Origin of the sequence: Aureimonas sp. AU20 (genome assembly GCF_001442755.1) — a bacterium.
Taxonomy (GTDB): Bacteria; Pseudomonadota; Alphaproteobacteria; order Rhizobiales; family Rhizobiaceae; genus Aureimonas.
In genome coordinates, this window is the sequence record NZ_CP006367.1 from 2,329,405 (window position 1) to 2,342,797 (window position 13,393).

At 67.4% G+C, this 13,393-nt stretch carries 14 protein-coding genes; 7 read left to right on the plus strand and 7 right to left on the minus strand.

Going from position 1 to position 13,393, the window contains the following annotated elements:
* Positions 1-70 precede the first annotated feature (70 nt).
* Both M673_RS10280 and M673_RS10285 read right to left on the minus strand, forming a co-directional pair.
* Positions 71-1,075: a P1 family peptidase gene (locus M673_RS10280; protein ID WP_061975928.1), complete on the minus strand. Its 1,005-nt coding sequence runs from the start codon at positions 1,073-1,075 to the stop codon at positions 71-73.
* Positions 1,076-1,080: 5 nt separating this feature from the next.
* Positions 1,081-2,112: an ABC transporter substrate-binding protein gene (locus M673_RS10285; protein WP_187301249.1), complete on the minus strand. Its 1,032-nt coding sequence runs from the start codon at positions 2,110-2,112 to the stop codon at positions 1,081-1,083.
* 174 nt (positions 2,113-2,286) lie between these two features.
* On the opposite strand from M673_RS10285, the gene M673_RS10290 reads away from it, so the two are divergent.
* Positions 2,287-3,501 carry an ABC transporter substrate-binding protein gene (locus M673_RS10290; protein ID WP_061975932.1) on the plus strand — a complete coding sequence of 405 codons (1,215 nt, stop codon included), beginning with the start codon at positions 2,287-2,289 and terminating at the stop codon, positions 3,499-3,501.
* Between the two features lie 63 nt (positions 3,502-3,564).
* On the opposite strand, the gene M673_RS10295 is transcribed toward M673_RS10290, so the two are convergent.
* The 5 genes from M673_RS10295 to M673_RS10315 all read right to left on the minus strand — a co-directional run bounded on the left by M673_RS10295 (position 3,565) and on the right by M673_RS10315 (position 7,809).
* The gene (locus M673_RS10295) at positions 3,565-3,903 is read right to left on the minus strand and encodes a DUF3140 domain-containing protein (RefSeq protein WP_061975934.1); all 339 of its coding nucleotides are present in this window, start codon (positions 3,901-3,903) and stop codon (positions 3,565-3,567) included.
* 86 nt (positions 3,904-3,989) lie between these two features.
* Positions 3,990-5,282 carry a branched-chain amino acid ABC transporter permease gene (locus M673_RS10300; RefSeq protein WP_061975936.1) on the minus strand — a complete coding sequence of 431 codons (1,293 nt, stop codon included), beginning with the start codon at positions 5,280-5,282 and terminating at the stop codon, positions 3,990-3,992.
* Positions 5,282-6,274, minus strand: coding sequence for a branched-chain amino acid ABC transporter permease (locus M673_RS10305; protein ID WP_061975938.1), 993 nt, complete (start codon positions 6,272-6,274; stop codon positions 5,282-5,284). Before M673_RS10305 ends, M673_RS10300 begins: the two co-directional genes overlap by 1 nt.
* 30 nt (positions 6,275-6,304) lie before the next feature.
* Complete coding sequence (locus M673_RS10310; protein ID WP_061975940.1) at positions 6,305-7,009, minus strand: ABC transporter ATP-binding protein; 705 nt, start codon at positions 7,007-7,009, stop codon at positions 6,305-6,307.
* On the minus strand, positions 7,006-7,809 hold the full coding sequence (locus tag M673_RS10315) for an ABC transporter ATP-binding protein (protein ID WP_061975942.1): 804 nt from the start codon (positions 7,807-7,809) through the stop codon (positions 7,006-7,008). The genes M673_RS10310 and M673_RS10315 overlap by 4 nt, the downstream gene beginning before the upstream one ends.
* 245 nt (positions 7,810-8,054) lie before the next feature.
* On the opposite strand from M673_RS10315, the gene M673_RS10320 reads away from it, so the two are divergent.
* From M673_RS10320 to M673_RS10345, 6 genes are read left to right on the plus strand one after another with little or no spacing between them, the layout of a single operon-like run.
* Positions 8,055-8,504 carry a flavin reductase gene (locus M673_RS10320; RefSeq protein WP_061977781.1) on the plus strand — a complete coding sequence of 150 codons (450 nt, stop codon included), beginning with the start codon at positions 8,055-8,057 and terminating at the stop codon, positions 8,502-8,504.
* 44 nt (positions 8,505-8,548) lie between these two features.
* A complete protein-coding gene (locus M673_RS10325) occupies positions 8,549-9,460 on the plus strand; it encodes an AAA family ATPase (RefSeq protein WP_061975944.1) in 912 nt (303 codons plus the stop codon).
* Positions 9,461-9,463: 3 nt separating this feature from the next.
* Positions 9,464-10,705: a vWA domain-containing protein gene (locus M673_RS10330; protein WP_061975946.1), complete on the plus strand. Its 1,242-nt coding sequence runs from the start codon at positions 9,464-9,466 to the stop codon at positions 10,703-10,705.
* A gap of 12 nt (positions 10,706-10,717) precedes the next feature.
* Positions 10,718-11,047 carry an XdhC family protein gene (locus tag M673_RS10335; RefSeq protein WP_061975948.1) on the plus strand — a complete coding sequence of 110 codons (330 nt, stop codon included), beginning with the start codon at positions 10,718-10,720 and terminating at the stop codon, positions 11,045-11,047.
* A complete protein-coding gene (locus M673_RS10340; protein WP_061975950.1) occupies positions 11,047-11,754 on the plus strand; it encodes an XdhC family protein in 708 nt (235 codons plus the stop codon). Before M673_RS10335 ends, M673_RS10340 begins: the two co-directional genes overlap by 1 nt.
* Complete coding sequence (locus M673_RS10345) at positions 11,751-13,388, plus strand: NTP transferase domain-containing protein (protein ID WP_061975952.1); 1,638 nt, start codon at positions 11,751-11,753, stop codon at positions 13,386-13,388. Before M673_RS10340 ends, M673_RS10345 begins: the two co-directional genes overlap by 4 nt.
* Positions 13,389-13,393 lie beyond the last annotated feature (5 nt).

The following is a 13,393-nucleotide window of genomic DNA, read 5'->3' on the forward strand; positions in this document are numbered from 1 at the left end:
GGATCGGGCCGGTCCTAACAGACGTGTCGCATCGCCTCAATCCATGCCGCGCCCAGGCGGACCGGCACGGTCAGACGAGGTCGCGCCAGGCGGCCAGAGCGGCGAATGCAGGGGCGCTGGCAGCATGGAAGACGCCGCGCGCGATGGCACGGGCCATGACGGCGGCGGCTGCCGCCGAGAACTCGAGCCGGTCGACGGCCGAGAGCACCTCGTCGCGCGCGCCGGTCGCGGCGGCGAAGACGAGGTCGCCGTCGAAATCTGTGTGCGCGGGGTAGAGCGCGCGGGCGAATCCATCATGGGCCGCGACGGCGAGCCGCTTCAGCTCCGCCTTGCCGAGGCGCAGGTCGGTCGCGATCACGGCGATCGTCGTGTTGGTGCCGGGGCGCGGGTCCATCTTGCTGCGAGGCCGGGCGCAGTCGGCCGGCAGCGGGACGGGCAGGCCGAGGTCGCCGAACTCGCCGTCCATTTCGAAAGGCGCGGCCCAGAAATGCCGCGTACCGCCGACGAGGGGGGAGCCGACCGCGTTGACCGCGACAAGGGCGCCGAGCGTCGCGCCGTTCGACAAGACGGCGGAGGCCGAGCCGAGGCCTCCCCGACAGACCGCCGTGGTCGCACCCATGCCGGCGCCCGCGCTGCCTAGCGCGAAATCCGCGCCCGCGCTTTGAGCTGCCGCGAGGCCGAGTTCGCGGTAGGGCGAATGGAGAGCCCAATCCTTGTCGCCGCCATTGGCGAGGTCGAACAGGATCGCGCCGGGCACGATCGGCACTCTCTGCCCCGCTACCTCGAAGCCGCGCCCGACCGACCGTAGATGGCTCTGCACGCCGGACGCCGCATCGAGACCAAAGGCCGAGCCGCCGGAGAGGACGAGTGCGTCGATGCCCTGCACGAGATTCTGCGGATGGAGCAATTCCGTGTCCCGGGTTCCCGGCGCGCCGCCGAGGATCTCAACCGCCGCGCTGGCCGGCGCGTCGAACAGAATCGCCGTCGTGCCGCTCAGCAGCCGCGCGTCAGCGGCATGGCCGACGCGCAGTCCGACGACGTCGGTGATGAGATTGCGCGCGCCTGCATGCCACATGGCTTTCAGCCCTCTTCGTCCGCCTGAAACCGGTCGCCCTGCCAGCGATAGGAGCGGAAGGGTACGACATCGGCCGACCCTTGCGCGTCGAAGCGCACGAGACCGCCTGAAGTGACGAAGGTCTCGTTGCCGAGGACATCGGCCAGCGTTCGCGTCTCGGCTTTTGATCGGCGCAGCGCTTCGATCGCGATCTCGGCGCCGACACGCGCGATCCGCGCATAGCCCTCGTCGGCGGGCGGCGCCTCGCTGGGCGGCCAGCCGACGTCGAAGCCTGAGGCCACACTCACCACGCCGTCCGGCAGCGGGACGTCTCCCGGCTCGTCCAGAAGCGATTCGCCGCTCGCGATCTGCAGATCGGGCGTCACGTCCAACGCGTCGCGCGCCATGATCGCGACATCGCGTCGCGCTCCGAACACGAGCACATGGCGCACGCCGCTTTGGGCGATGCGGCGCGCGAGGCCGAACTGCTTCTCTTCGGCGGGTCGGAAATTATCCGTCAGAAGCGGGCGAAGGCCCTGCGCTTCCAGAAGTTCCCGAACGCCTTCCGCCAGATCGCGGCCATAGGACGAGCCGTCCTCAATGAGTGCGAACGGCGCGCCCTGCCAGCGCTCGCGCACGAAAGCGGCCAGCGCCTGGGCTTCCGCGCTGGTGCCGGGCGCGATGCGCCAGACCTGCCAGCCCGCCCGCTCCCGCCGCTCCAGAACGCGGTCGCTGCGCGCGCCGATGTCGATGGTTGGAATATTGGATGATGAAAGGATGGGTAGCGCGCCTTCGAGCGCGGCCACGCAAAGGAAGCCCACTGCGATTTCGGCTTTCGCGTCCACCATCCGCCGGGCCGCTGCTTCGCCCCCTTCGCGGTCGCAACCCGTGTCGAACGTCGCGATCCGAGGAGCGGCGGTGTCGATCGCCGCAACCGCGCTGCGAGCGCCATCCGCTGCCTGACGGCCGAGAAGGGCGCTGGGTCCGCTCATGGGCACGGCGAGGCCGATCCCCTCCGCGCGCGCCGGCAAGGACAGCGCGGAGGAACCGAGAGACACGGCGAGAACGATTCGCAGGCAAGCCTTCATGAGAGGGAGCCTAACCCGATTTCCGGGTAGGATGCGAGGCGCAGCGGCTCGCCTTGACCGCCCCTGCGCGCCCCGCTTAACTCGCGCCCCAAGCGGCCATGCCAAAGCCGGCCCACCCCCATCCCCAATCGGAGAATCGACCGCATGACAGGCCCTTCCAAGACCCTTCTTGCCGCGACCGTGGCCGCCCTGACCCTGTCGGCTTCGCCTGCCGCCTTCGCGCAGGATGCAGCGGTCAAGCTCGGTTTCATCGGCGGCATCACGGGGCCGATCGAGAGCCTCATGCCGCCGATCACCAATGCGACCAAGCTCGCCATCTCGCAGGTGAATGCCGCCGGCGGAATCGGCAAGAACGGGGCCAAGGTCGAGATGGTGATGGGCGACGACGGGTGCATCGACGCTGCCCGCGCCTCCGACGCCGCCGATCGGCAGGTCAATTCCGAGAAGGTCGCTGCGATCGTCGGCGCCATGTGTTCGGGCGCGACGATCGCAGCGGCGAATGCCGCTGCCATTCCCGGCGGCGTGGTGATGGTCTCGCCCTCCTCGACCTCGCCCGCTGTGACCGCGCTGGACGACAAGGACCTCGTGTTCCGCACCGCGCCGTCCGACGCCTATCAGGGCGAGGTTCTGGCCCGCGTCGTGAAGAAGAACGGCATCGACGAAGTCGCCGTCACCTATGTCAACAACGACTACGGCACCGGCTTCGCCCAGTCCTTCAAGACTGCTTTCGAGGCGGCGGGCGGCAAGGTCGCCGTGTCGCAGCCGCATGAGGACGGCAAGGCCGACTACCGCGCCGAGATCGGCTCGCTCGCGTCCTCCGGCGCGCAGGCGCTGGTGGTCCTCGCCTATGTCGACGGCTCGGGCGGTCGCATCGTCAACCAAGCGCGAGAGACCGGCGACTTCTCGACCTTCATCGGCGGCGACGGCATGGTGGGCGCTGCGCTGACCAACACGGCCGGCGGCGACGAGAAGCTGATCCTGACCCGGCCTGGCGGCACGGCAGCAGCCGGGGCCGAGCTCTACGCCACGGCCGCGAAGGAAGCCGGCTTCGACCCTTCGGCAACCTATGCCGCGACGTCCTACGACGCGGCCTTCGTCCTGATGCTGGCGCTGGAGAAGACCGGCGGCAGCCGCGAAGGCTTGTCCGCTGCGCTGCGCGAGGTCGCGAGCGCGCCGGGTGAGGTGATCCTGCCGGGCGAGTGGCAGAAGGCCAAGGCGCTGATCGACGAGGGCAAGGACATCAACTATGAGGGCGCCTCGGGCTCGCTGGAGTTCGACGCCAAGGGCGACGTGCCCGGCTCCTATGACGAGGTCACGGTGCGGGACGGCAAGATCGTTCCGGTCGGCCCGGCGCAGTAAGCCACACGGATTTTACTGGACATGAGAAGGCCCCGGCACGCGACCGCCGGGGCCTTTTTTCGTTCAGTCCTTCAGCGGATCGTGGCCCCAGTTCATCAGCGAGAAGCGCCAGTTCGTCTCGGTGACGTCGCCCTTCGGCTTCTGCTCGGAATGGCGCTTGATGTAGCCGACGACCTTCTGCATATGCGCCCATTGCCTGTCGGTGAGATCAGCCTTCTTCGTGTGCTTGATCTCGATGATCGTGCGGCCCGAATGGTGGCCGACGGACTCGGCTCCGTCGTCGCTCTTCTGGCCGACCGAGCGCGAGTCCTCGGTCTCCAGCCACTTCTCCAACTCGCTCGGCGTCATGTTCACCAGCGAGCGGAACTCCTCGTAGATTTCCTGATGATCGCTCTCGGCCATTTGGCTTTCTCCGTTCGGCACCTATTGGTGCGGCCAACAGAGGGCACCGGGCGACGGTTCCGGGGCAGCCGCCGCCGAAACCGACGCTAATGCCGCAGGCGCTCCGGCAACACGCCGTCGGGGGCAAAGCGCAGGACGAGCGTGATGGTGAGCCCGATCACGAAGACGCGCATCTGCAGCGCGCGGGAATCGAGATCGGCCGGGGCGACCCAGCCGAAGAGCGCCGAGCCCCAGTCGCGCGCCAGCGAGAAGAGCGTCAGCGCCGCCGGCTCCGACATCGTCCACACGATGTAGACCAGCACCGCGCCGAAGATGGCGCCACGATTGTTGCCGGCTCCGCCCAGGATCACCATCACCCAGATCAGGAACGTGTGGTTGAGGTCCACGAAGCCGGACGGGTCGAAAACCGAGGTGAAATGCACCAGCACGGCGCCGCCGAGGCCCATCAGCATGGCCCCGAGCACGAAGATCTCCATGCGACGCCCGTCGACATTCTTGCCCATGGAACTCGCCGCCGCCTCGTTGTCGCGGATGGCGCGCATCATTCGGCCCCAGGGCGCGCGATAGGCGCGCTCCAGAAGCAGCGTGACCACGACGAGGATGATGGCGGCGAGCGAGAGGTAGAGACCACGCGCCCAGAGAAAGCCGATCTCGCCTGGCGTCGGAACGGGCCAGGGCAGGGGCGAGACGGTGAGCGTTCCCCGCGTCAGCCAGTCGGCGTTCTTCAGGAAGGTCTTGATGATCTGCGCGATGCCCAGCGTCGCGATGGCGAGATAATCCGCGCGCAGACCCAGGCAGATCTTGCCGATGACGAAGGCGATGGCACCGGCCACGAGCCCGGCCGCGATCCAACCGGCCGCGACGGGCAGGCCGAAGCCACCGATGAAGCCGGCCCCGGCCTCGATCGCCGTCGTGGCGGGATCGAACTTGGCGGAAACGATCGTGAACGCGACCGCCGCGACGATCAGGGTCGAGGCGGTGACAAGGCCTTTCGGCAGGCCGATGCGCCGACCCTGCGAGACGAGAGCGACAACCACGGCCGCGCCGAGGAGCCAGACGAGCGCCTCGCCCAACAGCGGCGCGCCGCTGCCAGCCCAGAACGCCGGGTTGACGGGAACGGTCATCAGGACGGAGGCTGCCGCGCCCGCGACGATGAAGCCCATGATGCCGACATTGAACAGGCCGGCATAACCCCACTGGATGTTGAGCCCGACCGCGATGATCGCATAGGCCGAGGCTTCCACCAGCATTCGCGTGGCATAAGCCGAACCCTGCAGGGCATAGACGAGGGCCACCAGCGCCAGCAGCGCGGCGACGAGGAGGAGTTCCCGGCGCAGCGGCCGGGCCGGGGCGGCAGGCGTGGCGGACGCACCAGTCATCAGAACACCCTTCCCTTGAAGATGCCTGTCGGCCGGTAGATCAGAACCGCGACGAGAATGAAGAAAGGCACGACGAGGCGATATTCCGTCGGCACCATCGCAAGGCTCGCAGGGATTTCGAAGCCGGCGGGCAGCAGGTCGCGGAAGGGGCGCAGCAGCACCGAAAAGTTGAACACGGCGAGCGTCTCGGCAAAGCCGATGAGATAGCCGCCGGCGATCGCGCCATAGGGCTGGCCGATGCCGCCCAGAATGGTCGCCGCGAAGATCGGCAGGAGGATGTTGTAGGCAAGGTCCGGCTTCAACTGCACGTCCATGGCCAGCATCGTTCCAGCGATGGCCGCCAGCCCGCCGCCGATTGCCCAGGTCGCCTTGACCACCCGCTCGATCGGAATGCCGGTAACGCGGGCGAGATCGGGATTGTCCGATACGGCGCGCATCGCCTTGCCCAGGCGCGAGCGCGTGAGGAAGAGATGCAAAGCCACGACGGAGAGCACGGTGAGCGCGATCAGCGCCACCTGCGGCTCGGTCAGCACAATCGGCCGTCCGCCGGTCGGGATGCGGAAGATGGTCTTCGGCGCGTCCAGATACATGTCGCGCGACCCGGTGCCGGCAAACAGGCGGATCAGGCCCTGCAGCATTAGCGTGACGCCGATCGAGGCCATGACCAGCACAACGGGCTTGGCCCCTCGCTTTCGCAGCGGCCGGTAGAAGGCGCGGTCGAGTCCGATCGCGAAAAGCGCCGTCAGCACCATGACCACCGGCAGTAGCGCCAGCACAAGCGGGATCGGCAGGGTGATGCCGAGCGAGGAAAGAATGGCTGCGAGCGCCAGCGCGATGAAGGCGCTGGCCGTCATCATGTCGCCATGCGCGAAATGGGCGAAGCGCAGAATGCCAAAGATCAGCGTGACGCCGACCGCACCGAGCGCATAGACGGAGCCGATGATGAGACCGCCGACCACGCCGCGATTGATGAAGAAGATGAGCTCGTCCAACGGAAGGTCTCGTGTGTTCGCGGGGTGGTGTCAGCCGCCGAGGAAGGATTTGGCGACGTCGGGATCGGCGAGCAGCGCCGCGCCTGTGTCGGTGAACCGGTTGCGCCCGCCGGTCAGCACGAAGCCTTTGTGGGCGATGCCGAGGGCCTGCCGTGCGTTCTGCTCAACCATCGCGACGGTGACGCCGGTCGCGTTGATGGCGAGGATGCGGTCGAAGATCTCGCTCATGAACAGCGGGGAAAGGCCCGCCGTGGGCTCGTCCAGAAGGATGAGCTTGGGGTCGATCATCAGTGCGCGGCCGACCGCCACCATCTGGCGCTGGCCGCCGGACAGTTCGCCGGCCGGCTGCGATCGCTTGGCTTTGAGCGGCGGGAAAATCTCGTAGACCCGGTCGAGCAGCGCCGAGACGTCGTCGCGCCGAACATAGGCGCCCATTTCCAGGTTTTCGTGGACGCTCAGTGTTTTGAAGACATTGTGCTCCTGCGGCACGAAGGCCATGCGCAGGGCGCTCAAACTCTCGGTCGGCCGGTTGGTGATGTCCTGCCCGTCGAAGGTGATCGTGCCGGCGGAGACGCGCAGAAGCCCGAAGATCGCCTTCAACGTGGTCGACTTACCGGCCCCGTTCGGGCCGACGATGACGCCGATCTCGCCCTGGTTCAGCGCAATGTCGACGCCATTGAGGATGGTCGCCGCGCCATAGCCGGCGACGACGCCGCGCACCGAGAGAAGGCTCATGCCGAAGCTCCGGGAAGCGTGGTGGCGTGGCCGGTCGGCGAGCCGCCGAAATAGGCCTCGACCACGCGCTGGTCGGCCTGGATATCCTTGAGCGACCCCTTCATCATCACCGAACCCGCCGCCATGACGATGACGGGGTCGCAGAGGCGACCGATCAGGTCCATGTCGTGCTCGATCACGAAGAACGTGTAGCCGCGCTCGCGGTTGAGCCGCTCGATATTGGCGGCGAGGTCGTTCAGCAGCGTTCGGTTGACGCCGGCCGCGATCTCGTCGAGCAGCACGACCTTGGCGTCCACCATCATCGTGCGGCCTAGCTCCACGAGCTTCTTCTGGCCGCCCGACAGATTGCCGGCGAGCTCGTTCTTCACATGGCCGATCTGCAGGAAGTCCACGACCTCCTCGGCCCGCTCACGTACCTTGGCCTCGAACTCGCGCACGCGGCGCCCGCGAAACCAAGCGTCGAACAGGTTCTCGCCGGGTTGGCCGTCCGGCACCATCATCAGGTTTTCCAGAACCGTCAGGCGAGAGAATTCGTGCGCGATCTGAAAGGTGCGCAAGAGGCCGCGCGCGAAGAGTTCGTGCGGCCTGAGCCCGCCGATCGGCTGGCCGTCGAGCAGGATCGTGCCCGAACTCGGCTCCAGATTGCCGGCCACCATGTTGAACAAGGTGGACTTGCCCGCGCCATTGGGACCGATCAAACCCGTGATGCTGCCGGCCTCGACGCTCAGGCTGCAGTCGTTCACCGCCACGAACCCGCCGAAGCGGCGGCTGACATTCTTCACTTCGATGATCGGGGCCATGCGGGGTCGTTTCCGTTCGGCGGACGTAAGGTCGCGCGACAAGAAAAAGGCGGAGCGGCCCCCATAAGCCAAGCCCCGGATTTTTCAAACCCTTTAAACGACCCGTGCCAAAGCGGGAGGGGCATTCTATGTTGGTCGGGAAGCCTCACGCCGACCTCCGAGTCGGAGATTTGCGGAAAGAGTTCGTGTTGAAGTCTGGTGTCGCCTCTCATCCGCTCGTCGACCGTCCGACCTATCGGGAGGCGATGAGCCATTTCGCGGCCTCCGTCTGCCTCGTGACGACGGATGGGCCGGCGGGCCGGCGGGGCGTCACCGTGACCTCGGTCTGCTCGGTCTCGGACGAGCCGCCGACCCTTCTCGTCTGTCTCAACCAGAGCAGCGCATCCAACACGCGCTTCGATCACAACGGCGTTTTCGCGGTCAACATACTGGCCTCGCACAACGAGCCTGTGGCCCGCGCCTTTTCCGGCGAAGGCCAGTTGGAACTCGAAGAACGCTTTGCCGCAGGCCGCTGGACGACGCTTGCAACCGGTGCGCCCATACTGGCGGATGCGCTGGTCAGCTTCGACTGCCGCGTCATCGACAGCCGCCCGGTGGCGACGCACCGTGTTATTCTGGGCGAAGTTCTGGCCATCGGTGAGCCGACGCTCGGCGAAAGCCTTCTATACCGCGCGCGCCGATATCATTCCCTCTGAAGGGCGCCGCGTTCCAGCTTCCAAAATCGCAAGGACTTGAACCCGTGACCCAAGTGCCAGCCAGTATCGAGAAAACGGTCGCGCTGCTGGCCGGTGCGGATTACGTGGCCGATCGGTCGCTGGCGACGGTCCTGTTTCTCGCCCTGCGCATGGGCAGGCCGCTGTTTCTGGAGGGCGAGGCAGGGGTCGGCAAGACGGAACTTGCCAAGGTGCTGGCAAAGACGCTGGACCGGCCGTTGATCCGGCTCCAGTGCTACGAGGGGCTCGACATTTCCTCCGCGGTCTATGAGTGGAACCACGCCGCCCAGATGATCGAGATCCGCCTGCGCGAGGCGACGGGCAGCGCCGAAGGGGACGCGCTGCGATCCGACATCTTTTCCGAGCGCTTCCTGATCCGCCGTCCGGTTTTGCAGGCGCTGGGTGGCGAGCCGGGCCGAGCCCCGGTGCTCCTGATCGACGAGCTCGACCGCACCGACGAGGCCTTCGAGGCTTTTCTTCTGGAAGTTCTGTCCGATCATCAGGTCACCATTCCCGAATTCGGCACGATCCGTGCCGCCGAGCCGCCTATCGTCGTCATCACCACCAATCGCACGCGGGAGATCCACGACGCGCTGAAGCGGCGCTGCCTCTATCATTGGCTGGACTATCCCAGTGCCGAGCGCGAGCTCGATATCGTCCAGCGCAAGGCACCGGGCGCCGGCGCGGACCTGTCCCGCGAGATCGTCGCCTATGTGCAGAAGCTGCGCGCGGCGGACCTGTTCAAGGCACCGGGCGTCGCCGAGACGATCGACTGGGCGACGGCACTGACCGAGTTGGATGCTTTGGCGCTCGACCCGCAGCTCGTTTCCGACACGCTGGGCGTCCTCCTCAAATACCAGGACGACATCGCGCGGATCGAGAAGGGCGAGGGGCGAGAGATGCTGAACGCGGTCAAGCGCGAACTGGCCCTGGGCTGAACCATGAGCTGGCAAGCGGCGCCAGAGGGTGAGCGGCCGGGCGGGCAGATACCGGCCAATGTCGTTCATTTCGCTGGCGCTCTGCGCCGCGCCGGCCTGCGCACCGGGCCGGCGGAAACGCTGGACGCGATCAGCGCCCTGCGGCTCGGCGGTGTCGGCTCGCGCGAGGATTTCTATTGGACGCTGCACGCCGTGTTCGTGCATCGGCACGAGGACGGGCCGGTCTTTGCGGAGGTCTTTGCCGCCTTCTGGCGCACGCGGCAGATGATCGAGAAAATGATCGCGCTGTTCTCGGGCCGGGCCCCGGCTCGGCCAGCCGAGCGCAAAGCCGGCGGCCGGCGGGCGGACGAAGCGCTGTCGGACGGACTGCCGCCGCGCCCGGCGCGGCAGGACAAGCCGATCCTCGATGTCGACGCGCGCTTCACCGTCTCGGCGGATGATCTTCTACGCTCCAAGGACTTCGCTCAGATGACCGCGAGCGAACTGGAAGCGGCGCGCCGCGCGGTCCAAAACCTGGTGCTGACCGGCGACGAGCGGCGCACGCGGCGATTGCGCCCGCATACGCGTGGCGAGCGGATCGACCTTCGGGAAACGCTGCGCGCCAGCGCTCGGACCGGCGGCGATCTTCTCCTCCCGCATTGGCGCACCGCGCAGCGGCGGCCACCGCCGCTGGTCGTTCTGGCCGATATCTCGGGCTCGATGAGCCAGTACAGCCGGCTGTTTCTCCATTTCTTTCACGCCGTCACGGCGCGTCGTCGGCGCGTTCACACGTTCCTGTTCGGCACGCGGCTGACCAATGTGACGCGCGAATTGTCGCGGCGCGACCCGGACGAAGCCGTGGATCGCAGCGCGGCTGCCGTTCGCGACTGGTCCGGCGGCACGCGGATCGGCGAGGCGCTGGCGCTGTTCAACAAGGATTGGTCGCGGCGCGTGCTGTCCGAAGGTGCCACCGTTCTTCTCATCACCGACGGATTGGAGCGGGACGACACGACGCTTCTTGAGCGAGAGATGAAGCGACTCCATCTCTCTTCTAAGCGCCTCGTCTGGCTGAACCCGCTTCTGCGTTTCGACGGGTTCGCCGCCAAGGCCAAGGGAATGAGAGCGATGCTGCCGCATGTCGATGAATTCCGGCCGGTCCACTCGGTCGCCTCGCTGGAAGCGCTGAGCGCGGCTCTGTCCGGCGCACGTGCCGGCCCGGCGCCGCGCTCGCCGCGCGATTGGCTTCGCGACGTGGCCGAGGCTTGAGGGAGAGTGACGATGGACACCCTGCAGGGACGAGCCGACGTGCTGGACGTCGCCGAGGATTGGGCGCGAGAGGGGCGCGGCGTCGCGCTCGCGACCGTGGTTGAAACCTGGGGTTCGGCGCCTCGCCCAGTCGGCAGCCATCTCGTGATCGATGCGGCGGGCGATTTCGCCGGCTCGGTCTCCGGCGGCTGCGTAGAAGGCGCGGTCGTCGCGGAAGCCGCAGAGGTGATCGAGACGGGGGTGCCTCGCATACTGGAGTTCGGCGTCGCGGACGATACCGCTTGGCGGGTCGGCCTGTCCTGCGGCGGGCGCATCTGCGTCTATGTCGAGAAACTCGCCTGATGGACCTGTCCCTTCTTCAGGCCCTGAATGCCGAGCGCGCCGCACGCCGCGCCTGCGTCCTCGTCACCGATCTTTCCCAGGGCCGCCAGAGATTGGTTCGCGAAGCGGACGTGGAAGCGGACGAACTGGCGGATGATCTCGCCAAGGCGCTTGGTAGCGGCAAGTCAGGAAAGCTGGGGGAGACGATCTTCCTCAACGTGCATCTGCCGCCGCCGCGCATCGTGGTGATCGGTGCTGCCCACATCTCCCAAGCCCTGGCGCCCATGGCGACGATTGCCGGTTTCGACTTGGAGATTATCGACCCGCGCACCGCCTTCGCCACGCCCGAGCGTTTTCCCGGCGTTCAATTGCGCGCCGAGTGGCCGGACCTTGCGCTGAAGGATCGACCGTTGGACTCCTATTGCGCCGTCGTCGCCGTGACGCACGACCCGAAGATCGACGATTTCCCCTTGATTGAGGCCGTGAAGGCAGGGTGCTTCTATATCGGCGCCTTGGGGAGCCGGAAGACCCATGCCAAGCGCGTCGAGCGCCTGATCGCGGCCGGGCTACCCGAACATCGGATCGCGCGTATCGAAGCGCCAATTGGCCTCGACATATCGGCCTCGACCCCGGCGGAAATCGCCGTTGCGATTCTCGGTTCGGTCATCTCGGCGTTTCGCAAGCGGAAAATGCATGCCGAGCGGCGCGGCGAGATGGAGCCCGCGTGAGGTTCGGACCGGTCGAGACCGCCTGCGCCGAAGGCGCTATCCTCGCCCATGCGACGCGGGCCGGCGCCGTGCACCTTGCCAAGGGCACACGGCTTACGGCGAGCGACATCGCGACGCTTATGGACGCCGGCTTGCCGAGCCTCATCGTGGCACAACTGGACCCGGCCGACGTGCCGGAAGACGAGGCAGCGGCGGATCTGGCCGAGCGACTGGCAAGTGCCGAGATCGGCGCGGCGCCTGCCGCCACGGGGCGGGCCAACCTCTTTGCTGGCGAAGCGGGGCTGTTTCTACCGCGTCGGTCGGTGGTCGATGCGATCAACCGGGTTCACCCCGGCATCACGCTGGCGACGCTCGGTGAATTCACCGCGGTCGAGGCCGGGCGCATGGTGGCGACGGTGAAGATCATCCCCTTGGCGGTGCCGCGCGCCGCGTTGGACGAGGTCCTTTCGCTCCTATCCGCCGAGCCCGCTTTCACCCTCGCGCCGTTCTGCCCGCGTGCGGTTGGGCTCGTGCAGACGATTCTGGACGGGACCAAGGCGAGCGTCCTCGACAAGACGGCGCGGGTGCTTCGCAAGCGCCTGGAGCGCTCCGGTTCTCGGTTGGTGCGCGAGACGCGCGTGCGCCACGAGGAAGGGCAACTCGCTACGGCGATCGCGGCGAGCCACCCGGAGGAGGAGATGACGATCGTCTTCGGCGCGTCGGCAGTGATCGACGAGGGCGATGTGGTGCCTGCAGCGCTTCGAGGCGCGGGCGGGCAGGTCGATCATCTCGGCATGCCGGTCGATCCCGGCAATCTCCTGCTGCTCGGCCATCTCGGAGAGCGGATCCTTCTCGGCGCGCCCGGCTGTGCCCGTAGCCCGCGCGAAAACGGATTCGACTGGGTTCTGGACCGACTGCTTGCCGACCTCACGGTCACGCCGCACGACATCACCGGCCTCGGCGTTGGAGGACTGCTCATGGAAATCGCCTCCCGCCCCCAGCCGCGCGATGTTTTGCCGACGCCCGAGCGCAAGCCTGCGGTCGCCGTCGTGGTGCTTGCGGCCGGGCGTTCCAGCCGGATGGGCGGGCAGAACAAGTTGCTCGCCACCTTCGATGGCGTTCCGCTCCTGCGCCGCAGCGTCGAGACGGCGCTCAAGGCAGACGCGAGCGCGGTGCATGTCGTGCTCGGCCATCAGGCGACGGACTTGCGGGCAACGCTGGCGGGGCTCGACGTCGCTCTGCACGAGAACCCGCAGTTCGCCGACGGACTGTCGACCTCGCTGAAGCTTGGCTTCGAACAGGCGGCGGGCGAGGCGGACGGCGTTCTCGTGATGCTGGCCGATCAGCCGCTTCTGACCGCCAAGCATCTCGACGCCCTGATCTCGGCCTTCCGGCCCCTTGGCGAAGGGGCGATCGTCCTTGCCTGCGACGGCGGGCGGCGGGCCAATCCCGTGGTGCTGTCGTCGAGGTTCCGACCGGATGTCGCCGCGCTTGAAGGCGATGTCGGCGCGCGCGGCATCGTGCAGCAGCATCGCGATCTCGTGCGGGAAGTCGAAATCGGCCCGGCCGCGTCGTTCGACGTCGACACGCCCGAACTTCTTTCAAGAGCCGGCGGCATCTTGGCAAATCCGCCGAGCGATGGCGCGTCAGGCTAAGGCCT